We start from the raw sequence: 25187 nt of genomic DNA, 5'->3' as shown, positions 1-25187 counted from the left end.
ACCGACAACCATTTATAATTTTGGCAACAATCATAATTAATAGTGTTTTTGATTTTATAAAAAATAAAACAATATATTAATTCAATGGTAAATTCTTCATCTTTAGCGGTATTATGCAATAAAAATGAGTAATAACCCGTAATCTGTGGTTTGAATGGAGGTGATTATGGATGAGTACTCACCAAGGAGTTATGACATCTTAGTGCTAAAGTATTTATGTGATGCTCTACATCGTGATGCGATGTTAACTTTGCATAGGACAAAAACCCATTGGAAGAATGATCTTGGTTCCGACCAAAACGTTAAATTTAATGTATTAATTGATCATATCACAGATTTTATTGGTCAATTTAAATTAAAATATCCGAATAACGTAAATCTTTTTATTTTTATTGACGAATATTTGGATGAAACTTATAACCTATTTGGTAAACCTGTAATGAGCCTAACAGATATTTCTGATTGGCAAAAAATGAATGAGCATTTGTCTGAAATATTAACAAATGATATAAAGTATTCATTAAGTAACACTTGACGCAACAGCCAATAACATTCATATTTTATACATCTATAATTTAAAGAAAGGAAATTATGACTAAAATTGACTATCTGATGCGCTTAAGAAAATGTACGACTATCGAAACATTGGAGCGCGTAATCGAAAAAAACAAATATGAATTATCTGAAGACGAACTTGAGTTATTTTATTCTGCTGCCGACCATAGGTTAGCAGAACTCACAATGAATAAACTTTATGACAAAATTCCTTCGTCAGTTTGGAAGTATGTTCGCTAATAAGTCTTTCCTTTATCAGATAGGATATGGTTATAATTTTAGCCGATAGCCTTTATCGGCTTTTATTAGTAACTATATAACTTAAAATATTCATTCATAGCACGGATAGTTATATCGTGGTGTTGCTTACATTATTAGATTAAACAATGAACCCTATTTATATTTTCGCTTAATGAAAAATAACCTTATAATTATCCTCTCTCAACTTTTACTCTTTTTTATTAATGAGCACCATACTTAACCAATAACTATTCAGCAAAACAATCCTTATAATGCTATTTATTTTTTAATTAATAATTTAATTGCATCGTTAATTGAAATTTATAATTTTACATAATCTTATTTTTCTTTAAAAACTAAACCAAAACTGGCATTTAGATTAAAATGAAAATTCATCTAATTAATCGAATTTTTTTCTATATAAAAAACTAAACATGTTAAATTAATTTAATAACCATCAACATAAAAACAATTTTTGTTAACTAAATTAGTTTTATTTGGAAAAAGCATAAATATCTTAGAAGTGCTAAACTGGCGGAGTCCTGTCAGCGACATCCCGGCACATACATCCCTTGCTATGGCTGCTTCTTTCCAGACCTGACCAAGTTAACAAGTTAGCATTGCGGGAGAACCAACAGGACCCCATTGAATGGCTCTATCTGAACAATAGAGGCGTGCATTATGCGTTATTCAAATTCAAATAGCAAGAAAACAGAAATCAAGTGCTGTTTTCTTATTCAAATAAATAATGTTAAACATTTAAGTGACTTAAATATATAAAAATAATAGCAAAAAAATTAATAAACCATATCGAGATGATCTAAGCTACCAGTATGTAATAAATTACCTATCTGTTGCAATTGGTACATCTGAGCATAAAGCCCTGAATGTCGCAACAATTCATTATGTTTGCCTTGCTCAACGATTTTACCACGATGTAAGACAAAAATTTTATCCGCGTCGATAACAGTAGAAAGTCGATGGGCGATAACGATTAAAGTTGTCTGTCGACGAATTAACTGTAAAGCGGCTTGGATAGCTCTCTCAGTTCCCGAATCGACATTTGCCGTTGCCTCATCCAATATTAAAATTTTCGGCGTTTGTACTAAAGCCCGCGCTAACGCCAGTAGCTGCTTCTGCCCTGCAGATAGCATATTGCCTTGCTCGCCTAGTAGAGTATTTAAGCCATTCGGTAATTTATGTACCCAATCAGCGAGCTGAACAATTGTTAAAATTTGCCAAACTTTCTGTTCTGAAATTTCTCTTCCCAAAGCGATATTATCAAAAACAGTCGTTGCTAAAATAACCGGCTCTTGTTGCACTATAGTAATACAATTACGCAACACTTGGTGGGAAAGAGATGATAGTGGACGTCCATCAAGTAATATTTGTCCTTCTTGCCACTGATAGTATCCCATTAATAAGTTAGTAATCGTGCTTTTCCCACTACCTGTATGCCCAACTAATGCAACAAATTCATTATCTTCCATCTGCAGATCAATCTCGTACAATACATATTTATCATCACGATAAGCAAAAGAAAGCTTTTTCATATCTACTCGACCCGACAATAATGGTAATTGATCATGGCCATAACATTGTCGTGGGCTATCTATCAATTCAAAAATTCTTTCGCCTGCAACTACAGCTTGTTGTAATACAGATTGCTGTGAAGTTAATTTAATTAATGGCTCATTTAAACGTCCAAGATAATTAATAAACGCATACAATACCCCAACACTAATAACATTTATTCCCTTAAATCCAAATAATAAAATTAATCCACAGAGTGTTAATGCCGAAAATAAATTTAATAATGGGCGCAATAGAATACTATCTAACTTTAATGCCTGCATCCGGGCGATATAATGCTGGCGGTTTACTGCCAACATTTTCTCACCAAATCGAGCTTGTTGCCTAAATTGTTGGATAACAGTCATACCGCTAATAATTTCATTAAAGCCATCGTTGATATCAGCTAGGTAAGTCCGCACTCGACGAACAATCGGTGTACTTAAACGTTGGTAAATTACCATGACCAAAAATACGACAGGGAAAATTAAGCTAGCAACAATTGCCATTCGCCACTCTAAAAAAAACATCGCTATTAACATGGTAATAATTAGCGCTAAGCTACGAAATATAGTCGGAATAACAGTTACAAACAGATCCTTAACCACTTCAGTATCATTTGTCACTCGAGAAATAAGCTGTCCTACTGGTTGATTATCAAAAATACTCAATGGCTGCCTGATAGCAGCACTCATGACATCTGTACGTAATGTTTGAACAACACCGATAGCGACTTGATTAAATAAAATTGTTTGATAATAGTGTAAGATAGCAGCAATAATTTGTGATGCAAAAAAACTATTATTAACATAACCGTGCTTTCCAACGGTATATGGGCTTTTGCTAACATATTATCAATAAAGTAACTCACTAGTAGGGGCCCACAAATTTCTGCACCAGCGGCTACCCAGGATATCAAAACGGCAATAATTATCGGTTTACGAAATGAATTTCCATAAATTAATAAGCGTTTTAAGGATGGCCATAAAAGACGAGGCTTATTCATGTTCATTTTCCAATGAAGCTTCAATTTGCTGATAGCAATACATATCTCGATACCAACCAGGTTTTGCAATTAATTGCTGATGGGTACCTTGACATAAGATAGTACCTTGCTGCAATACAAGGAGTTGATCTGAATCCACTAACGCAGATAATCGGTGGGCACTAATGATAATAGTATGGCGTCCTCGCCACTGACGTAAATTTTTTAAAATTCTATTTTCAGTCTGTCCATCTACAGCAGATAAAGCATCGTCTAATATCAAAATTTCAGTATCTAATAATAGTGCTCTTGCAATAGAAATACGCTGTTTTTGTCCACCAGATAACATAATGCCACGCTCACCAACTTGTGTACTGTATCCATTAGGTAAACGCATAATATCTTCATGTACATCAGCTAGCTTTGCCGCTTCCTCTATTTCTGTTTGACTGGCAGTTGGTTTACCTAAAGCAATATTACCTGCAATGGTATCAGAAAATAAAAATGGTATTTGGTTCACAACAGCCAGTCTGGCATGCCAGTCCCCCTGTTGAATATCAGTCAGAGCAAGAGATTGGAACAAAATCTCACCATCAATAACATCAAAATGACGTTGCAATAATGATAATAGTGTTGATTTTCCGGCCCCGGTTGGACCGCAAATTCCAACTAATTGCCCTGGCTGTATATTGAATACAATATTATGCAAAGAAGATATTCCAGCACCTGGATAATAAAATTGGCGAATGTTTACGCTCAATTGACCAGATCTTGGCTGCAAACACTGTTTTCCATCAATAATTGATAGGGGTTCTTCAAATAAAACACAGATTCTGCTATAAGCAGCGCTTCCACGCTCAACAATATTAAACATCCATGCAAGCGCTAACATTGGCCATATCATAAGCCCTAAATACATAACAAAACTAGTCAAGTCACCTAGTGTCATTTTATTATGCCAAACCAACCAGCTTCCACCCGTTACCGCCAAAAAATTTGCAGCGCCTATCGCAATATAGATAGTAGGGTCAAATTTGGCATCAACTTTAGCAACATGCATATTTTTACGTCCAGCCTCTAATGCCGCAATCTCAAACTGATAGGATTGGTAATCTTCAAGACCAAACGCTTTAATCATACGGATACTAGTTAAACTTTCCTGAGCATGATTATTGAGAGAAGAGAATGCACCTTGGGCAGATTTAAAGCGTTTATGTAGTTGCTCACCATATCGCTTAATAATGATTGCCATAATTGGCATTGGTAGCAATGATAGCAGGGTCAGTTGCCAACTGATCTCTATACTCATGATAATTAATACCGCACACCCCATTACCAAAGAATCGACTAGTGTCAGGACACCTTCTCCCGCCGCAAAAACAACTCGATCAACATCATTTGTTGTACGTGCAATAAGATCGCCCACTCTATGACGTAAATAAAACTCAGGAGTTTGGCGACTAAATTGTTGATAAAATTTCTGTCTTAACTGTACGGCTAATTTGTAAGAAGCACCAAATAACCATAACCGCCAGATATAACGCAATCCATAAATAATGAATGCAATAAATACCATTACACTTATCCAACCCAAAAGTTGTTTGATACCCATGGTTTGCTTAAATGCCATCAATAATAAAGCCAACGAGGCGTGGTGGGATGAGCTGTAATCCCGCAATAAAAATTAATAAAATGATTGCACCAAAATACCGGCGCCACTCAGTTAAGAAATACCAACGTAATTGAGAAAATAATCTCACATTTTTTTATCCTGATATTGAAAATTACATCAAAAAATATAATAAGTTACAGTTCAATAAATTAATGAGATACAGACAAAATTGTTGTATATTTTATTTTCTCAATCAAAAATAAAAAAGATCAATTCAATTAGCTATCTTGTTGACAAAATATTTATAAAACTATCGAAATCCACCTAACATCATAATATTTATCTAAAATATTTTTAACAAATTAATTTTACCCGCTTTATAATCAAGGAAACATTACGATATATCCAATAAATAATGGCATTTTTTATCTAATGATTACATAGAATTAATATAGTATTATTAATAAATAGTTAGAATAAAATAACCCCATATTTAATAATTTAAACAAAATAATATAACACAATGAATATATCTTCCCAATTAAGGCTATCTAAACTAGATTAAACTCGGTAACATAACGTATCATATGGAATAGCAAAATTTGTTACTTAAACTTCATTGATGGATAGTATTGGCATGTTGAAACGAGCAGTTATTGTATTTAGTGGCGGACAAGATTCCACCACTTGTCTTATACAAGCAATAAAACAATATGACGAAGTTCATTGTATTACTTTCAATTACGCTCAACGTCATAGTACTGAAATTGTTGTTGCTCAAAAGATATGCCAGCATTTTAACATCAAAGCACATAAAATACTGGATGTCGGACTATTAAATGAACTTGCTATTAGTAGTCTAACTCGCGATAACATTCCAATACCTTCCTATGAAAAAAGCAGTGAAAGTGAATTACCCAACACTTTCGTTCCAGGACGTAACATTCTATTTCTCACACTTGCTGCTATTTATGCTTACCAAGTTCAAGCTGAAGTAGTTATAACCGGTGTTTGTGAAACAGACTTTTCTGGTTATCCTGATTGTAGAGATGAATTTGTTAAAGCGCTCAATCAAGCTATTTGCCTAGGTATAGCTAAAGCAATTCGCTTTGAAACCCCACTTATGTGGCTAAATAAAGCCGAGACTTGGGCACTAGCCGATTATTACCACTCCTTTGAATTTATACAAAATAAAACCCTTACTTGTTACAATGGTATTATAGGTGATGGCTGTCAAAAATGTGCAGCCTGCCATCTGCGTGCAGAGGGATTAAAATATTATCTTAATCATAGACAAGCAATTATGTCCTCTTTAAAGCAAAAAATGCACCTTAAATAATTTTAAATTGATACTATTTAACGATACGCAAACAATAACCTAATTTAACTTAGAATAAATAGCACTCTATTAATCAATGCAAGATATAATAATTTATATTTATTATTTTTAGCTTAAGTGTATTTAATACCTACAGCGTATATTGGTGTAAGGAATAAGGAACTGAGACTAATAGCTATCTCTCAGTTCCTATCACATTTTAATAGGTTAATTTCTCACGATTTTTTTCAATAAAACCCAAACCAATACCTGGCACATCCTGAAGATGCTCGATTGATTTAAATCCGCCAAATTTCTTGCGATGTAGCACGATTAACTGCGCTTTTTTTAATCCGACCCCATTTAATTTCTCCGCCAACTCCTCCTCAGATGCAGTATTGATGTTAACTTTATCATCCATCAACTGTCGATTGTCCATTTTATTGATAACTAATTTCGTTGTAGTTTGCGGTTGATCATTAGCGACTTTTAGCTGATCAGATTGGGCAAGTGCGGTATGACAAAATCCTATCGCAAAAATCAAGATCCTAGTTGTAAACTTTATTTTCTTTTTTATCATTAGCAGCATCTTTAACCTCCTTATTCATTAGTAAAAATCAATATTTATTTACCCAAATAGGCATTATATTTCCCTGGTGTATACGCTTTATGGTCGTTTGCTAAGCAATTCTGGGATAATTTCTCTATGAAAAAACAGATTTTCTAAGCAATGGATAAGATACAAGAATAAAAAAACATTACGACAATAGAATGATAAAATAGTAAAAGGCTGCGCAAGCACAGCCTCTAATTTATGTAATCGTATTCAATTATGTGAAAGACGATCGCAAATTACTCCATTCGTCCTAAATCGACTTTAGCACTATCACGTAAATTTAACATCAATGATTCCATCATAACATTGCCAAGTATCATTTTATAACGTTGCGAAAAAACCTTTAATTCTTCATCTGTCGGTTGACCTTGAGTAACTTTAATTAATTGAATAATAACTAAATTATTTTTAGCATCTTTGGTGCTGAAATAAGTCGGTGTGTTTTCTTTGGGAATAGGCATTTGAAAAATGGGTTCAACCAATACGTCATTTTGCTCAAAACGCTCAATAATCTTAGCATCACCAAAATTAATACCTAGTTTGGCTAAAGCAGCTTCACCTGCCCCCTGTTTTAATGCAGTAAGCAATTTATTGCCCTCTGCTTCCATTTCTTTTGTGGCCTTATTAAGCTTCACTAATTCAGCTACTGTTTTTTTCACCTCATCAAATGGCTGTGTTACCTGTGGTTTATATTTTTCAACTCGAATAACAAACGCACGATCACCATCGACATTAATAACATCTGAATTAATACCTGTTGGCCCATTTTTATCTACTAAGTTACCGTTAAAAATAGTATCAGCCACCTTATCAAATCTTATTTCTTCGGGAAGATTATTACGACTAAACCAACCTGTTGTTACCGCTTTAATACCCGTAGCCTTTTCAGCAGCTGTTAATGATTCGTTATCATCCATTGCCGCACGACTTGCAGTTTGTTGGAGTGAATAAAATGCATTAATCGCTTTTTCATTTTTTAGTGTATTGGCAATCTCTGTTTTCACAGACTGAAAAGGTTTTACTACTTCAGGTTTAATATCATCAAGGCGAAATATAATATAATTGCTAGCCGATTTTATTACAGCTGAAATCTGCCCTTTTTTAGTTAGATTAGCAGCAATAATTTCACTTGGCGTTGAAGTCGCCTCCATCCAACCAAGAGCACCATGATTTGCTGCGCTAAATTTATCTGTCGATTTTTCGGCAACTAATTGCTTAAAATCCGCACCACCGGCTAACGATTTCACAACGGAATCGGCTTCTTTTTCTGTTGGCAATTGGATCATGCTGTAATGTTTTTGCGCTGGCTGAGTAAAGTTAGCTATATTTTGCTCATAATAGTTTTTCAGCTCTTCATCTTTGACCGCCACATTTTCACGTTGAGAAGCGGCATCTAACTTAATATAACTAACCTGTACCTGTTCGGGTGAAATAAAACTGTTCTGATGCGCATTATAGTAATCTTGTAACTCTTTATCTGTAACCGTTTGTTTAGATTGATAGTTAGCAAGCGATAAAGTTGCTGTTTTTACTTCACGTTGCTGTAAAAGTAACTGAGCATAGGACTTAACTTCTTCAGGTAAGACAAATTCATCCGTTATGTACATTTTGCTAAGTTGACGGTTAATCAAGTTTTGCCGTATTTCTTGGGCAAGATCATCAGCATTAACATTATGTTGGGATAAAATCGTTCGATATTTTTCACTATCAAAATGCCCGTCTGTTTGAAATATCGGCATATTGTAGATATCCTGCTTAACTTGATTATCACTCGCCGTTAAACCCAATTGGTTTGAATATTGATTAAGCAATGTCACGCCAATTAAACGTTCCAAAGCTTGACGACGCAACATTTGCATCCCTTGTTCACTACTCGCAATTTCAGCAAATTGATCACCCAATCGTTCTTGTAATACTTGCTTTTCTTGCTGAAAAGCTTGCTGTAGTTGAACTTGACTAATTGCTGTACCATTCACTTTCGCCACGTGATTACTTGAACCGCCAATCAGGTAACTACCAACGCCAGTAAGCACAAAGGATAAGATAATAATCACAAATACTATTTTTAGCACAAGACTATTTGCCGCCGTGCGTAGGTTGTCCATCATAAAGAGGATACTCTCCGTTTTTAATCAAAGTAAATAGATGCATAATACGCTATTTTAGCTTAAAAGAAAAAAGCGCATCATGTTTATGATGCGCCCGATTCTAACTTACTAAAACAATTGATTCTGTTTTAGTTTATCCGTTAACAGTATGCCGCAATCCTTATTTTTTCTTGTGGCCGTTAACAGTATCTTTTAATCCTTGGCCGGCTTTAAACGACGGTACCTTTGCTGCAGCTATCTTAATTACCTTACCTGTCTTAGGATTACGGCCATTACGTGCTGCACGTTGTTTAACTTCAAAAGTGCCAAAGCCTATTAACTGAACTTTATCACCTTTTTTAAGAGTTTGAGATACAGTTTTAAGAAATGCATTCAACACGCTCTCAGCGACTGATTTAGCAGCCTTCGACTCTTTTGCAATTTTCTCTACTAGTTCTTTCTTTTTCACGCTTATCATCCCCATTTTATTAATTATGGATTAAACAAACATATTGCTAACGGTTCACAAAAAGATGACACCGTCGTATCACTACTACAAAAGTATGGCAAGAAAACATATTACAGCCAAATAATTATAGATTTGTTTACTTAAATTATTTAGGAGACAAAAAAAACTGATAAACCATTTAAGATTTATCAGTTTTAATTTTATATAAAATTTTTATTTTAAATCAGGGCATTAAGAACATTTTTTGCTCACTATCTCCATCCCAAAAGGGGGATTTTGTAATGCAATAGAAAAAACTTCTTCAATGGTCTTTACCGGGTAAATTTTTAAATTTGCGATAACATTTTGAGGTATTTCTTCCAAATCACGACGATTTTCATCGGGAATTAACACAATTTTTATCCCACCACGGTGAGCGGCTAGCAATTTTTCTTTTAAACCACCAATTGGTAACACTAAACCGCGTAATGTTATCTCACCTGTCATCGCTACATCTGCTCGTACAGGATTACCGGTCAAACAAGAAACCAATGCTGTGCACATCGCAATTCCTGCACTGGGACCATCTTTTGGTGTTGCTCCCTCTGGTACATGCACATGAATATCCCGTTTTTCGTAGAAATCAGCATTAATACCTAACTTTTCTGCTCTCGCTCGAACGGTAGTTAATGCAGTCTGAATTGATTCTTGCATAACCTCACCTAGTGATCCGGTATAAGTGAGTTTACCTTTGCCCGGTACACAAGCTGTTTCAATAGTTAATAAATCACCACCAACTTCTGTCCAAGCCAAACCCGTCACTTGACCGATACGATTTTCAGTATCTGCACGACCGTAATCAACTTTACGCACACCAAGATAGTCTTTTAGATTATCGTCATTAATGACAAGGTGTTTTAATGATTTATCCATCAGTAGTGCTTTGACTGCTTTACGGCATAATTTTGAAATTTCTCGTTCTAAACCACGAACACCAGCCTCGCGGGTATAATAACGAATAATGCCAATAATTGCGCTATCATCGATCGTAAGTTCCCCTTTTTTTAGGGCATTTCGTTGGATCTGTTTGGGTAACAAATGTTTTTTCGCAATGTTGAGTTTTTCATCTTCGGTATAACCAGAAAGACGAATCACTTCCATCCGATCTAATAACGGTGCTGGAATGTTCATCGAGTTTGAAGTTGCAACGAACATAACATCAGAAAGGTCATAATCAACTTCTAAATAGTGGTCATTAAAGGCAACATTTTGTTCTGGATCGAGCACTTCAAGTAAAGCTGATGCAGGATCACCTCGCATATCCGAGGACATTTTATCGATTTCATCTAACAAAAATAAGGGGTTCTTAACACCCACTTTTCCCATCTTTTGAATTAGTTTTCCCGGCATGGAGCCAATATAAGTTCGTCTATGTCCACGAATTTCAGCCTCATCACGGACACCACCAAGTGCCATACGAATATATTTACGTCCTGTCGCTTTAGCAATTGATTGGCCCAAGGATGTTTTACCGACACCAGGCGGTCCCACCAAACATAAAATTGGCCCTTTAATTTTACTCACACGACTCTGCACAGCTAAATATTCGAGAATACGTTCCTTAACGCGTTCTAAACCATAATGATCGCTGTCCAATGTCTCCTGAGCTTTTAGCAAATCTTTTTTAACTTTACTACGAGCATTCCACGGGACTTGCACCATCCAATCAATATAGCTGCGTAAAACTGTCGCTTCAGCAGACATCGGTGACATCATTTTCAATTTTTGTAATTCTGCTTCCGCTTTTTGCCGCGCTTCCTTTGGCATTTTGACTTCTTCAATTTTACGTTTGAACATTTCATATTCATCAGGCGCATCTTCCATCTCACCTAATTCTTTCTGAATTGCTTTCATCTGCTCATTCAAATAGTATTCGCGCTGACTTTTCTCCATCTGCTTTTTAACGCGATTACGAATACGTTTTTCAACCTGCAGTAAATCAATTTCAGATTCCATCATTGCCATCAAATATTCAAGGCGCTCAACCACATCCGCCATTTCTAATACACGCTGTTTATCCGCTAATTTTAACGGCATATGGGAAGCGATTGTATCAGCTAATTTGTCCGATTGTTCAATAGAATGTAATGATGTTAATACTTCAGGTGGGATCTTTTTATTCAGTTTAATATAGCCTTCAAACTGATTAATGGTTGTCCGGTTTAGGACTTCTTGCTCTTTTTCATCAACAGTTGGAGAACTAAAATACTCAGCCTGTGCAATGAAATATTCTCCATTATCTGTTAGCGTTGTGATTTTTGCACGCCGCAGACCTTCAACTAATACTTTAACAGTACCATCTGGTAGTTTTAGCATCTGCAAAACAGAAGCAACTGTCCCTACAGAGAAAAGATCATTTACACTTGGCTCATCAGTAGACGCTTCTTTTTGAGCCACCAACATGACCTGCTTATTATGATCCATTGCGGCTTCAAGACAGTGAATTGATTTCTCACGGCCAACAAATAATGGGATCACCATATGTGGATAAACCACGACATCACGCAGAGGCAGTACGGGAATTTCAATGCGTTCGGAACGCTCAAGATTCATAAGGTTCTCTCTTCGTTTAGCTTATGCCAATTTTAGGGTTTCCTTAAAAGTTTTGAGAAACCTCAGTTCAAATATAAAGTTATATGGGGACAAGATTTTGACATTCAATAGCCTGATTCGGCATTAAACACAAAATGAGGGAAATCCCTCATTTTGCATTATACAATTCAATCAAAAAAGCATTGAGATTTATTTTTCACCGGATGCTTGAATATCAGGCTGACTATAAATCACCAAAGGTTCTGATTGACCGGCAACGACCATTTCATCAATTACTATCTTCTCAACATGCTCCATTGACGGCAAATCATACATAGTTTCGAGTAAAGCGCCTTCCACAATAGAACGTAAACCACGTGCTCCTGTTTTCCTCGACATGGCTTTTTTCGCAATTGCTTTCAATGCTTCTTCACGAAACTCCAGATTAACACCTTCAAGTTCAAACAGTGCTTGATATTGCTTAGTCAACGCATTTTTAGGCTCTTTCAGAATCTGAATTAATGCTTCTTCACTTAATTCGCCTAAAGTAGCTACGACAGGTAAACGACCAATAAACTCAGGGATCAAACCAAACTTAATTAAATCTTCCGGTTCCACTTGAGAAAGCAGCTCACCTTCAGTCGCTCGCTCAGATTCGCTTTTCACCTCAGCTGAGAAACCAATGCCTGAACGTGTATTTAACCGTTGTCCAATCACTTTATCAAGACCTGCAAATGCACCACCACAAATAAATAAAATTTTAGAAGTATCAACTTGTAAAAATTCTTGTTGTGGATGTTTACGGCCTCCCTGAGGCGGCACGGCAGCAATTGTACCTTCAATAAGCTTAAGTAAAGCTTGCTGAACCCCTTCCCCTGAAACATCTCGCGTAATTGACGGATTATCAGACTTACGAGATATTTTGTCTATTTCGTCAATATAAACGATACCACGCTGTGCTTTCTCTACATCATAGTCACATTTTTGTAGAAGTTTCTGAATAATATTTTCAACATCTTCGCCAACATAACCTGCTTCCGTTAATGTTGTCGCATCAGCCATGGTAAATGGGACATCTAGATAGCGCGCCAAAGTTTCAGCTAATAGTGTCTTACCGCTGCCAGTGGGCCCAATAAGCAAAATATTACTTTTACCTAGCTCTACCCCTTCTCCATTTACCCCTTCGTTAGAGACATTACGTAGCCGTTTATAATGGTTATAAACGGCTACCGCCAATACTTTCTTAGCATTTTCTTGGCCAATAACATAATCATCCAGATGATGACGAATTTCATGGGGTGTCGGTAATGCGCTGCGCTCACGATGTGGTGCAATCTCTTTAACTTCTTCTCGAATAATATCGTTACAGAGCTCAACACACTCATCACAGATATAAACTGACGGACCAGCAATTAATTTACGAACTTCATGCTGGCTTTTTCCGCAGAAGGAGCAGTACAGCAACTTTCCTGAACTCTCTTTGCGTTTATCTGTCATTCAGATAACCTCACTTTTTTAACCATCACCCTAATTTTAACAAAGAGTATAACAGAAAACTGTTACTAATTAATCATGTATATAACTATATCAGGCATGCCATACATTTATGTAAATTAATTACGATTAGTATAAATTTTATCTACCAAACCGTAACTAACTGCTTCCTCAGCGGTTAAAAAACGATCCCGTTCAGTATCGTTCTCAACCTCTTTTATTTTTTTACCCGTATGCTTAGCCATTAATTCATTCATACGTGATTTAATTTTTAAAATCTCTTTGGCGTGAATTTCGATATCAGACGCTTGTCCTTGAAACCCGCCTAACGGTTGGTGAATCATGACACGAGAATTGGGCAAACAATAACGTTTTCCTTTAGCACCTGCTGTAAGCAGAAAAGCACCCATCGAACATGCTTGCCCCATACAAATTGTACTAACGTCAGGTTTAATAAATTGCATCGTGTCATAAATTGACATACCTGCCGTTATAACTCCACCCGGTGAATTAATATAAAGATGGATGTCTTTATCCGGGTTTTCAGCTTCTAAAAACAGCATTTGAGCAACCACTAAATTCGCCATGTGATCTTCGACCTGGCCAGTTAAAAAAATAATTCTTTCTTTAAGTAGGCGCGAATAAATATCATAAGAACGTTCACCGCGTGAAGTCTGTTCAATGACCATTGGCACCAATGCCATATGCGGCGCAAGTTGATCTTGATTATTATGATATGACATTTCCATCTCCTAATTAAACGCTTTATGGTGCCCAATCTATCTAATTCTACTTGAGATAAATAAGAATGACTATAATTACAAACTTAACCATTATTCATAAGGAATATTCTCCCTTATGAAGAAAGTCATACAACAATATAGAAAATTATCTGGGGTTATTCTTTTCTTTTTTCAAGAAAAAGGAAAAGTTTTTTAACGATAAAAAACCCGTAGCATCAAACCACGGGTTTTTACAAAACCAGATAATAACATTTCACTACTCAGCAATTACCTCATCTGAGCCTGATTCATTAACTCTTGGAATTGAGTTTCTTTATCTGTTACTTCCGCTTTTTCTAATAATATTTCAATCGCCTGTTCCTCTAGCGCCAAATTACGAACACTATCCATTAACTCTTTATTTTTGCTGTAGTATTCGATCACTTCAGAGGGATCTTCATAAGCCGAAGCCATATCTTCAATCAGTGATTTAACGCGAGCGTCATCTGCGGTTAGCGAGTTTTTATTAATAACTTCACCTAATAATAAACCAACAATGACGCGATGTTTAGCTTGCTCTTCAAATATTTCACGTGGTAATTCTAACGCTTGCTTTTCATTACCACCAAAACGTTGTGCGGCTTGTCGACGTAGTACATTTATTTCACTGTCAACAACAGCAGTAGGCACTTCAATTTCGTTTTCCTTAACTAAACCATCAAGTACTTGTGTCTTAATTCGATTACGAACAGCGGTTTTCAGCTCACGCTCCATATTTTTGCGTACTTCTGCACGTAAACTCTCCATTGAACCATCAGGGACACCAAACTGTTTGATAAATTCTTCGGTTAGTTCTGGTAATATCCGTTGTTCCACTTTCTGCAAAGTGATAGCAAAGTTAGCCGCTTTACCTTTTAAATTCTCTGCATGATAATCGGCTGGGAAATTGACATCAATGGTAAATTCTTCACCTGCCTGATGCCCCATAATACCATCTTCAAAACCTGGTATCATGCGACCTTCACCCATTACTAACACAAAATCTCTCGCATTACCGCCTTCGAACGCTTCACCATCGATGGTGCCTTTAAAATCGATAGTCACTCGCGAATCTGCGCCAACTTTCTCTTTTGTCTCTTGCCAAGTTGCTTGTTGCTTGCGTAATGTTTCCAACATGATATCAACATCTTGATCTTTTACCGCAACAATAGGTTTTTCAACCTTGATATTTTCTAAACCCTTTAGGTCAATTTCTGGATATACTTCAAATTCGACGGTATAGGTAAAATCTTCACCCGTTTTAAACTGTTCAGGTTGATATTTTGGTGCCCCAGCTGGATTAATTTTTTGTTCTATGATTGCACTGACAAAATTACGTTGCATTAAATCGCCCAGCACATCCTGTAATACAGAAGTACCATAACGTTGCTTAACGATATTCATCGGCACTTTGCCTTTACGAAAACCATCAATGCGCACTTTTTTTGCCACATTAATGAGTTCACTATTCACTGCTTTTTCAATATCAGCATTAGGAACGGTAATTGTTACACGACGCCCCAGCCCTTGAGTTGTTTCAACAGAAACTTGCATCTTGTTACCTCAAAAGAATCTTAGTACTCGGTCAACTCCAGAGTGAATGTTATCAAGCACTTGCTCTGACAACACGCTGCTCCCGAAACCCGGGTTTACCCTCTATTTTGAGGATCCCTGATAAGTAGAAGTGTTCCGAAACCTTATAGAAAATTAGACGCGACATTATACAGATGCATTAGGGGTGAGTCGAGAAAAGGTGAATAATAAATAGTAAACGCGCTAAAATTGCTATGACTAACGCAGTATAAGCAAAAAACGAAAATAGTATTTTTATTAGCAACTATTGTTAAATAATATCGCGGTAAGCAAGCATAATTATCTATTTCTTAATCTCAATTGACCTACTCCCCACCACGGCAAGCTGGTGAAGGAAAAACTATCTGTTGGCGTTGTTGCCACTCAGTTGGGGTATAAGTATGTAACGCCAATGCGTGAACACAATTAGATAATTCATCTGCCAATAATTGATAAACAACTTGATGACGAGCAACCATCCGTTGTGCTGCAAATTTTTCTGTTACTAAAATAACTTTAAAGTGACTTTCCGTACCTGGCGGAACATTATGTTGATCACTTTCATCTAATACCAACAAATATACAGGCGAAAAAGCGTATTTAAGTTTTTCTTCAATTTGCTTACATATAGTTTGCATAGGTTTAGTTACCATATTAATAGACTCTTCCGATTTAATACCCTAAGTAAGCATTTTTTATTATTACTGTCTGCAATTTAGCCATATTGGTTAGCAATAGGATTAAATTTTACTAAATTACGATTAAAGCCTCATCCAGGCAAATTTTTTTAGTAGGTTCCTTCATCAAATGCCGATAACTTTCTGGCATACTAGCAGTAAAATACCAAAATATGGTAACGATTAAATCAAGTAATTCCAAAATAGGTTGAGAAAACATGTTAAAAAACACCTTTTGTCTAATCTTTGCTCTGTTAATCTCATTGGGTTTAATGGGATGTGTTGCCCAAAGTAATACTTTATCTATCGATCCAAATATTACACTGCCAACTCAAGATCCAACCATAAGAGCAGTTTCAATTAACATTACTAGCATTGATAAACGAAGCTCAACGGCACTTGCCGAAGTTAATCGTAACGCCACACTAGCCGTATTAAAACCCTCTCGCGATTTACGTTATCTATTACAGGAAGCATTAGAAAAACAGATGGTTGCTAGAGGCTATACTATTAGCGCACCGGCTAATATCAATTTGCAAATTGTTCTTAATAAGCTGTATGCCGATGTACAGGAAGGCAGCTTACGTCATAATATTACTGTCGATGTTGCAATTAGTGTGGTAGCTATGGCTTCTAACGGCTCAACCAGTACACGCACCTATACGCGTAGCTACAACGAACAAGGGCCGCTTGAGGCCAGCAACGAAAAAATTGCTAATGCAATCAATAAAGCGTTAACCGACATTATGGCTGATATGGCGAATGATCCTGAAACCAGCCAGTTTATAAAACAAAACAAATAATGAATTGTTGTGCGTATTAATTAATGTATTGCCCGCAATAACTCTGTTTATCAACAACAGAGCAATAGGACGACTATGAAAAAAAACTATCTAACCGTTTTTAGCCAACATCGTTCCAGAATGCTGCTTTTGTTAGGTTTTGTGTCAGGATTGCCCCTGGCACTTACCGCAAGTACTTTACAAGCCTGGCTGACCGTCGAAAATATTGATATAAAAACGATCGGTTTTTTTTCATTAGTTGGCCAAGCTTATGTATTAAAGTTTCTTTGGTCACCCTTAATGGATCGCTATACCCTGCCATGGTTAGGTCGTCGTCGTGGTTGGTTATTAACCACACAGATTTTGCTGATTATCAGTATTGCGGCGATGGGATTGATGGACCCAAAGGAACATCTTTGGTGGTTGGCAGCGGTTGCGGTGCTTGTCGCTTTCTGCTCTGCATCACAAGATATTGTTTTTGATGCTTATAAAACCGATTTATTGTCGGCAGAAGAGCGTGGTGCCGGAGCAGCAATATCCGTTATGGGATATCGTATTAGTATGCTAGTTTCAGGTGGATTGGCTTTATGGTTGGTCGAGCATTTTGTTACTTGGCAGCAACTCTATCTACTGATGGCCAGCTTAATGCTAATTGGTGTCTACGCAACGCTATCGGCGAAAGAACCGCTAATAAAATCCCCACCACCCACAACACTCTATGAAGCTATCTATGAGCCCTTCGTAGAATTTTTTAGCCGTAATAATGCCTGGATCACCTTGTTGTTGATCATTTTCTATAAAATGGGTGATGCATTTGTTATGGCGCTTAGTACCAATTTTCTATTAAATAAACTTGGCTTTTCTCTAGGTGAAGTTGGCACCATTAATAAAACTTTTGGACTCTTTGCAACTATTCTTGGCGCTTTATATGGCGGTTATGTTATGCAAAAAATGTCCTTATTTAAAGCCTTACTTATTTTCGGTATTTTACAGGCTATTTCTAATTTTGGTTATTGGTTTCTGGCAGTAACGCCCGCCAATATTTATACTACCAGCAGCGTTATCTTTATTGAAAATATCTTCTCCGGCATGGGAACGGCCTCTTTTGTCGCACTACTTATGACCCTTTGTAATCATTCTCTTTCAGCAACTCAATTTGCATTACTGTCAGCCTTATCTGCCATTGGAAGAGTTTATGTTGGCCCCATCGCAAGCATGTTAGTAAGCAAATATGATTGGCCCACTTTTTATCTTATCTCTATCATTATTTCATTGCCGAGTATTTTTTTATTATTGATTTGCAAACCATCTTTATTTTATATCCAACAAACTGGCCAATTTATGCGTCGAACTTATTTTAAACAAACCTATAAATTAGCTATTTTGTGTCTTGCCATCTCAGTGGGTATATTTATATTTTGGCTTATAGTAACCGTTGCTTGTTATTTTTCCACCTGCCAAATTTATCTATTTACCCAACATATTGAGCTATGGCTAAAAATGTTAATTTATAAAGAGCAACTAATTAATTTTAGTATAATAATGGCTACCATTGGTTTTATTTTAGGCGCGATTCTGGATTATCTAGCAATACGTAAAACAGAAATACCCAAACAATGCAATAATAACCTTTAGAATATATTAATAAATACTAGATAGTTAACTTCATAACATTTATATAAATTATTTATTATTGACTGTTAAGAAATAATCATTGATATAGAGTGATCTCTATCACTCTATGAATAGGATCCTATTTCTATTTACAAAAACAAACTCTATCATCTCGCGACTTTTGCATTGCATTGTATTGTATTAAAATGCGTTTAAATTTATTTAAAATTAAGTTAACAAAATTTATGAGTAAAAAGTTTTTACCTATTACGATATTGACGTCGCTCACTCCGTTTGCCATGGCTAATACCACCACAGAAAACCCTGTTGGTTATCAAAATGGTTTTGCTAATATCAGTTTAAATTATTTTGACTGGTCACAACGAGCGGAAAATAAATCTGCTCACTCTACCCGCAAAAAAGATTTTGCCTATCTTGAACTGGAAGGAGGCGCTAACTTTAATTGGGGTGAACTTTATGGTTTCTTTGATGTGGAGAACCCATTTCATCAGCGTAGAACCGAGCCCAGCAGAAACCAACGCTACGCCGTTAAAACCACAGGTCGTGTCTACTTAGGTAACAGTGGCTTTAATCTATATGGCCATCTTTATGGTATTTGGTCCTTACCCGGCTATAAATATGGGGGTAATTTCCACGAAATTAACACACTTTATGGTTTTGGCTACAATTTCTCACGCGGCAATTTTTGGCTAAAACCCTTCTTAGCCTTACATTATGTTGATCAAAGTTTCTATTCTGGTAACAATGGTTATGTCATTGGTTGGGTTGCAGGTTATAGTTTTCAATTGTGGTCACAAAATTTTTCTATCACTAATTGGCATGAAATGGAATTTAATCGCGCAAAACGCTATGGCAATGGCGGAAAAAAAGGGATTAATGGCGCTATTGCTTTATGGTGGACGCCATTAGAAACCTTATCTGCGGGTATTCAATATCGTTATGCCGATAACAAGCTTGGAGATGATTTCTATCACGATGGGATCATTTATACCATCAAATATAATTTTTAATCATGTAAGCTAACGTAAAGACAGCGTATTTGATAATAAATGCTATTTTTAACTAGTGCTAAATAATAAGCATCAAAAAAATTAACTATTATTTAGCATTATAATTGATTTTCAACCTATAAAATCACACGGCCGCTTCCATTTATCTGCCTCTTTTTATTCATAATAAAATCATTTAATGTAAATAATTGTTAACTGCAAAATAATCATTAAAACCGTTCTATAATAAATTCAATTTTACATGTGATCACTTTAACAGAAAGTAATAACAATTATATTTGTGCGTCTTACAATTGTTTACACTAATATAACGTTACCGTAAAATGCCCACACTGAACAAAACGACAATAACCATCTTTGTCATTTGGGGTCGCTAAATGAGACTTATAAAATATAAAGGAAGTATTGGAGTCATCTCACTGCTTGCTATTGTTTGCCTGTTAACTGGTTGCGATATGGTATTAATGGATCCTAAGGGCGCCATTGGTATTGAGCAAAGAAAACTAATACTGACTGCACTTGGTTTAATGTTAATTGTTGTCATTCCGGTCATTTTTATGGCGATTATTTTCGCCAGAAAATATCGAGCAAGCAATAAACAAGCAACCTACCGGCCAGACTGGGCACACTCAAATAAAATCGAGTTAGTTTGCTGGACAGTTCCTATCATCATCATCATTATTCTTGCCGTAATTACCTGGAAAACCACCCATCAATTGGATCCCTATAAACCATTAGAAAGCGATAAAAAACCTATTACCATTCAGGTCATTTCAACCGATTGGAAATGGATATTTGTCTACCCAGAAGAAAATATTGCGACCGTTAATGAAATCGCGATTCCTGTCGGTGTGCCAATCAACTTTAAAGTAACCGCTGAGTCAGTGATGAATTCCTTTTTTATTCCCGCACTTGGTGGCCAAATTTATGCGATGGCCGGTATGCAAACCAAGCTTCACTTGATTGCTAATGAACCTGGTACCTATAAAGGCTTTTCATCAAGTTATAGCGGGCATGGCTTTTCAGACATGAAATTTAATGTCATTGCAACGCCTGATATGGCAAGTTTTGACAAATGGGTACAAAAAGTAAAAGCATCTTCCAAAACGCTAGATAGCATGGCGACATTTAACCAATTGGCTAAACCTAGCCACAATGTTCCTGTTACCTATTTTTCAAGCGTAAAACCAAATCTCTATGAAGAACTGATATTAAAATTCGGCCATGAACATCATATCAATCATGCTAACAAAACCGTACATGAAATGTCTGGCAATCAATTAATGCATATGAACCATTCTGCTCATGTCGATGCTAAGGAATAAATAGTATGTTGGGTAAATTAACGCTCGATGCAATCCCGATTCACGAGCCAATTATTGTCATCACTGTGATCTGTATTTTATTAGCGGGTATCGCTATTTTAGGGGTTATCACCTATTTTGGTAAATGGAAGTGGTTATGGAGTGAATGGCTAACGAGTGTCGATCATAAAAAAATTGGCATTATGTATATTATCGTTGCCATGGTCATGCTACTGCGTGGTTTTGCCGATGCAATTATGATGCGAGGTCAACAAGCATTAGCATCAGCTGGTGAGGCCGGTTTTTTACCACCGCATCATTATGATCAAATTTTTACCGCACACGGTGTGATCATGATTTTTTTCATGGCAACACCTTTCGTGGTTGGTTTAATGAATTTGGTTGTCCCATTACAGATAGGCGCTCGCGACGTCGCCTTTCCTTTTTTAAATTCTCTCAGTCTTTGGTTATTTATCGTTGGCGTTATCTTGATTAATCTGTCATTAGGTATCGGTGAATTTGCCCAGACCGGCTGGCTGGCTTACCCCCCATTATCAGGTAAGGAATACAATCCTGGTGTCGGGGTAGATTACTGGATATGGAGTTTACAAATATCAGGCATTGGCACGACGCTAACCGGAATAAACTTTTTTGCCACCATTCTACGAATGCGAGCACCTGGCATGTCAATGATGAAAATGCCTGTTTTTACCTGGACAGCACTTTGTACTAATGTACTGATTATTGCCGCATTCCCTATCTTAACTGTTACCATCGCACTCCTCACACTTGACCGATATTTAGGCACCCATTTCTTCACTAATGATATGGGCGGCAATATGATGATGTATATCAATTTGGTCTGGGCTTGGGGGCATCCTGAAGTTTATATACTCGTGTTACCTGTTTTTGGCGTATTTTCGGAAGTTACCGCCACTTTCGCTAAAAAACGTTTATTTGGATATACGTCTCTGGTCTGGGCAACTATTGTTATTACCGTAATGTCGTTTGTCGTCTGGTTACATCACTTCTTTACCATGGGCAGCGGCGCCAACGTCAATGCATTCTTTGGTATAGCTACCATGATTATTGCTATTCCAACTGGAGTAAAAATATTCAATTGGTTATTTACCATGTACCATGGCCGTATCGAATTCAAAACACCGATGCTCTGGACGATTGGCTTTATTATTACCTTCTCTATTGGTGGAATGACGGGCGTACTATTGGCCGTTCCCGGCGCAAATTTTGTACTGCATAATAGTTTATTTCTGATTGCCCATTTCCATAATGTGATTATCGGCGGGGTTGTGTTTGGTTGCTTTGCCGGTATGACCTACTGGTTTCCGAAAGCTTTTGGGTTTACATTAAATGAAAAATGGGGCGTTCGTGCTTTCTGGTTTTGGATCAGCGGTTTCTTTATTGCCTTTATGCCACTTTATATACTGGGTTTCATGGGTATGACTCGTCGTTTAAGTCAAAACATTGATCCACAATATCATCCGATGCTGATGATCGCTTCACTCGGTGCGGCTCTAATTGCTATCGGGATCTTCTGCCAAGTCATACAAATAATAGTCAGTATTCGCGATCGCCACAAAAATCGCGATATCACCGGCGACCCATGGAGTGGCCGTACACTAGAATGGTCTACATCGTCTCCGGCACCTTTTTATAACTTCGCCAAAGAGCCTCAAATTGATACACGTGATGCTTGGTGGGATATGAAAGAAAAAGGGATTGCATATAAACAGCCAACCAAATATGAACCCATTCATATGCCAAAAAATACTGCTGCCGGGGTGATTATCTCAGCCTTTTGTTTGATCTTCGGTTTTGCTATGGTCTGGCATATTTGGTGGCTAGCGATTATAGGCTTTGCGGGAATTATCGCCACCTGGATTGGTAAAAGTTTTGATGACAATGTTGATTATTATGTCCCTGTAGAAGAAATTAAACGTATTGAAAATCAGCATTACGATGAACTGAAAAAAGCAGGTATCCAGCATGTCAACTAATTCAATAGCTAAACAACATATTGCCCATGAAAATCATGGACATCATGACATAGGCGCAACAAAAGTATTTGGTTTTTGGATCTATTTAATGAGCGATCTGATCCTGTTTGCTTGCCTGTTTGCCACCTACGTTGTTCTGGTTAATGGTACTGCCGGCGGCCCGACAGGAAAGGATATTTTTAACCTCAATTTTGTATTGATCGAAACCTTCCTGTTATTGTTTAGTAGCATTACTTATGGATTTGCGATGCTGGCGATGTATAAGCAGAAAATAAATCTAGTTAAGCTATGGCTACTGATTACTTTTTTACTCGGATTAGGTTTTGTTATCATGGAAATTTACGAATTCCATGAGCTCATTGCTGAAGGTTATGGACCAGATCGCAGTGCTTTCCTTTCCGCTTTCTTCACCCTAGTTAGTACACACGGTATTCATGTAAGCTTTGGTTTAGCCTGGATCATTATCATGATTATCCATATTTCACGTCATGGCCTCACTGCCGTAAATCAGACTCGTTTAAGTTGTTTAAGTCTTTTTTGGCACTTCTTAGATGTTGTTTGGATCTGTGTATTCACCGTTGTTTATCTGTTGGGGGCCCTTGCATGAGTTACACCAATACACCGCACTCAGGTGCTAGCCACGGCAGTATGAAGACCTATCTAATTGGCTTTATACTCTCGATCATTTTAACGGTTGTCCCCTTTTGGATGGTAATGAATAGTACTGCATCTCATGACACTATCCTGTGGATCGTTATTGGTACGGCAATTGCCCAGATCCTGGTACATCTTGTCTGTTTCTTACATATGAATACCTCTTCAGATGACCGTTGGAATCTGGTTGCCTTCCTGTTCACGATGCTAATCATTGGCATTGTTGTTATTGGCTCTCTGTGGATAATGTATAACCTGAACATCAATATGATGCTCGACTAAAGAGTTGTGGTTCTGATGAAGCAATATCTACAAGTGACCAAACCAGGTATTATTTTCGGTAATCTAATTTCTGTCATTGGCGGTTTTCTACTCGCAGCAAAAGGCATAATTGATTACCCACTATTTATGACTACATTACTCGGTGTATCTCTGGTCGTCGCTTCTGGTTGTGTTTTTAACAACTATATTGACCGTGATATCGACCGAATGATGGAGAGAACCAAAAATCGACCTTTAGTTAAAGGACTTATTGATCCGAAATGTTGCCTAATCTATGCCAGCATACTAGGTATTGCTGGCATAGCTTTGCTCTATCTTGCCACCAATGCCTTAGCGGCACTACTTGCTGTTATCGGTTTTGTCATTTATGTGGGTATTTATAGCCTCTATATGAAACGTAAATCGGTTTATGGCACCCTGGTAGGCAGTCTATCCGGCGCCGCTCCGCCCGTTATTGGTTACTGCGCTGTTTCTGATCAGTTTGATATGGGAGCATTGATTCTGCTATTGATCTTTAGTTTATGGCAAATGCCACACTCTTATGCCATTGCTATTTTTCGTTTTAAAGATTATCAGACTGCCAATATTCCCGTGTTACCAGTAATTAAAGGAATTTCCGTCGCCAAAACCCATATCTTTTTATATATCCTTGCTTTTATGGTAGCAACGATTATGCTCGCCATTAGCGGCTATGCCGGCTACAAATATCTTATTGTTAGCGCCGTGGTAAGTTTATGGTGGCTTGGTATGGCAATTTCTGGTTTTAAAAATCAGAATGATGATCGTCTTTGGGCACGAAAATTGTTTATATTCTCTATCATAGCGATTACCTCTCTTAGCGTTATGATGTCTATTGATCCAACTGTTACTACTGAACAGACTTTTGTCTATATTAAATAATAAGTTAGCTTGAATAGTGGCAAATAATTGCCACTACCTTCACAGTTAAAATAGCCAATATGTCAACCAATTC

General features: G+C 36.9%; 19 protein-coding genes, 1 other RNA gene and 2 pseudogenes. 11 read left to right on the top strand and 11 right to left on the bottom strand.

Annotated elements, in window-relative coordinates; all coding sequences use genetic code 11:
* The first annotated feature begins 166 nt into the window (after nt 1-166).
* Nucleotides 167-535: an Hha toxicity modulator TomB gene (tomB, locus tag G468_RS0100890; protein WP_026821484.1), complete on the top strand. Its 369-nt coding sequence runs from the start codon at nt 167-169 to the stop codon at nt 533-535.
* A gap of 56 nt (nt 536-591) precedes the next feature.
* Complete coding sequence (locus tag G468_RS0100885; RefSeq protein WP_026821483.1) at nt 592-795, top strand: HHA domain-containing protein; 204 nt, start codon at nt 592-594, stop codon at nt 793-795.
* 540 nt (nt 796-1335) lie between these two features.
* On the opposite strand, the gene ffs is transcribed toward G468_RS0100885, so the two are convergent.
* The 3 genes and pseudogenes from ffs to G468_RS19360 form a co-directional block, all read right to left on the bottom strand.
* Nucleotides 1336-1432: signal recognition particle sRNA small type (gene ffs / locus G468_RS22755), an RNA gene on the bottom strand.
* Between the two features lie 160 nt (nt 1433-1592).
* A pseudogene (locus G468_RS19365) lies at nt 1593-3373 on the bottom strand (SmdB family multidrug efflux ABC transporter permease/ATP-binding protein).
* Nucleotides 3366-5112 (bottom strand): annotated as a pseudogene (locus G468_RS19360) (SmdA family multidrug ABC transporter permease/ATP-binding protein). The pseudogenes G468_RS19365 and G468_RS19360 overlap by 8 nt, the downstream one beginning before the upstream one ends.
* A 492-nt stretch (nt 5113-5604) precedes the next feature.
* On the opposite strand from G468_RS19360, the gene queC reads away from it, so the two are divergent.
* Nucleotides 5605-6303: a 7-cyano-7-deazaguanine synthase QueC gene (gene queC / locus G468_RS0100870; protein ID WP_026821482.1), complete on the top strand. Its 699-nt coding sequence runs from the start codon at nt 5605-5607 to the stop codon at nt 6301-6303.
* Between the two features lie 199 nt (nt 6304-6502).
* On the opposite strand, the gene G468_RS0100865 is transcribed toward queC, so the two are convergent.
* The 8 genes from G468_RS0100865 to bolA form a co-directional block, all read right to left on the bottom strand.
* On the bottom strand, nt 6503-6871 hold the full coding sequence (locus G468_RS0100865) for a ComEA family DNA-binding protein (RefSeq protein WP_051296898.1): 369 nt from the start codon (nt 6869-6871) through the stop codon (nt 6503-6505).
* A 263-nt stretch (nt 6872-7134) separates the two neighbouring features.
* On the bottom strand, nt 7135-9006 hold the full coding sequence (gene ppiD, locus G468_RS0100860) for a peptidylprolyl isomerase (protein ID WP_026821480.1): 1872 nt from the start codon (nt 9004-9006) through the stop codon (nt 7135-7137).
* A 160-nt stretch (nt 9007-9166) separates the two neighbouring features.
* Nucleotides 9167-9454, bottom strand: a complete 288-nt coding sequence (locus G468_RS0100855; protein WP_026821479.1) for an HU family DNA-binding protein — start codon at nt 9452-9454, stop codon at nt 9167-9169.
* A 231-nt stretch (nt 9455-9685) separates the two neighbouring features.
* Nucleotides 9686-12046, bottom strand: a complete 2361-nt coding sequence (gene lon / locus G468_RS0100850; RefSeq protein ID WP_026821478.1) for an endopeptidase La — start codon at nt 12044-12046, stop codon at nt 9686-9688.
* Nucleotides 12047-12235: 189 nt separating this feature from the next.
* The gene (clpX, locus tag G468_RS0100845; protein WP_026821477.1) at nt 12236-13522 is read right to left on the bottom strand and encodes an ATP-dependent protease ATP-binding subunit ClpX; all 1287 of its coding nucleotides are present in this window, start codon (nt 13520-13522) and stop codon (nt 12236-12238) included.
* A gap of 116 nt (nt 13523-13638) precedes the next feature.
* Entirely contained in the window at nt 13639-14262 is a 624-nt protein-coding gene (gene clpP / locus G468_RS0100840; RefSeq protein ID WP_026821476.1) for an ATP-dependent Clp endopeptidase proteolytic subunit ClpP, read from the bottom strand.
* Between the two features lie 267 nt (nt 14263-14529).
* Nucleotides 14530-15834 carry a trigger factor gene (tig, locus tag G468_RS0100830; RefSeq protein ID WP_026821475.1) on the bottom strand — a complete coding sequence of 435 codons (1305 nt, stop codon included), beginning with the start codon at nt 15832-15834 and terminating at the stop codon, nt 14530-14532.
* Nucleotides 15835-16178: 344 nt separating this feature from the next.
* Entirely contained in the window at nt 16179-16490 is a 312-nt protein-coding gene (gene bolA, locus G468_RS0100825) for a transcriptional regulator BolA (protein ID WP_210409118.1), read from the bottom strand.
* A 257-nt stretch (nt 16491-16747) separates the two neighbouring features.
* On the opposite strand from bolA, the gene G468_RS0100815 reads away from it, so the two are divergent.
* From G468_RS0100815 to cyoE, 8 genes are all read left to right on the top strand, one after another.
* The gene (locus G468_RS0100815) at nt 16748-17332 is read left to right on the top strand and encodes a YajG family lipoprotein (protein WP_026821473.1); all 585 of its coding nucleotides are present in this window, start codon (nt 16748-16750) and stop codon (nt 17330-17332) included.
* Between the two features lie 75 nt (nt 17333-17407).
* On the top strand, nt 17408-18946 hold the full coding sequence (locus tag G468_RS0100810; RefSeq protein WP_026821472.1) for an AmpG family muropeptide MFS transporter: 1539 nt from the start codon (nt 17408-17410) through the stop codon (nt 18944-18946).
* A 224-nt stretch (nt 18947-19170) separates the two neighbouring features.
* Complete coding sequence (locus G468_RS0100805) at nt 19171-19956, top strand: nucleoside-specific channel-forming Tsx family protein (RefSeq protein WP_026821471.1); 786 nt, start codon at nt 19171-19173, stop codon at nt 19954-19956.
* 377 nt (nt 19957-20333) lie between these two features.
* The gene (gene cyoA, locus G468_RS0100800) at nt 20334-21281 is read left to right on the top strand and encodes a cytochrome o ubiquinol oxidase subunit II (RefSeq protein WP_026821470.1); all 948 of its coding nucleotides are present in this window, start codon (nt 20334-20336) and stop codon (nt 21279-21281) included.
* A 5-nt stretch (nt 21282-21286) separates the two neighbouring features.
* Nucleotides 21287-23278 carry a cytochrome o ubiquinol oxidase subunit I gene (gene cyoB / locus G468_RS0100795; RefSeq protein ID WP_026821469.1) on the top strand — a complete coding sequence of 664 codons (1992 nt, stop codon included), beginning with the start codon at nt 21287-21289 and terminating at the stop codon, nt 23276-23278.
* Complete coding sequence (locus G468_RS0100790; protein ID WP_026821468.1) at nt 23268-23885, top strand: cytochrome o ubiquinol oxidase subunit III; 618 nt, start codon at nt 23268-23270, stop codon at nt 23883-23885. The genes cyoB and G468_RS0100790 overlap by 11 nt, the downstream gene beginning before the upstream one ends.
* Entirely contained in the window at nt 23882-24214 is a 333-nt protein-coding gene (locus tag G468_RS0100785; RefSeq protein WP_026821467.1) for a cytochrome o ubiquinol oxidase subunit IV, read from the top strand. The genes G468_RS0100790 and G468_RS0100785 overlap by 4 nt, the downstream gene beginning before the upstream one ends.
* 12 nt (nt 24215-24226) lie before the next feature.
* Nucleotides 24227-25114, top strand: coding sequence for a heme o synthase (cyoE, locus tag G468_RS0100780; protein WP_026821466.1), 888 nt, complete (start codon nt 24227-24229; stop codon nt 25112-25114).
* The last annotated feature ends 73 nt before the right edge of the window (nt 25115-25187 follow it).

Source organism: Arsenophonus nasoniae DSM 15247, from assembly GCF_000429565.1.
In the GTDB taxonomy this organism is placed as follows: domain Bacteria; phylum Pseudomonadota; class Gammaproteobacteria; order Enterobacterales; family Enterobacteriaceae; genus Arsenophonus; species Arsenophonus nasoniae.
The sequence above is the reverse complement of the archived record's forward strand: the minus strand, read 5'-3'. Positions and strand labels throughout refer to the sequence as shown.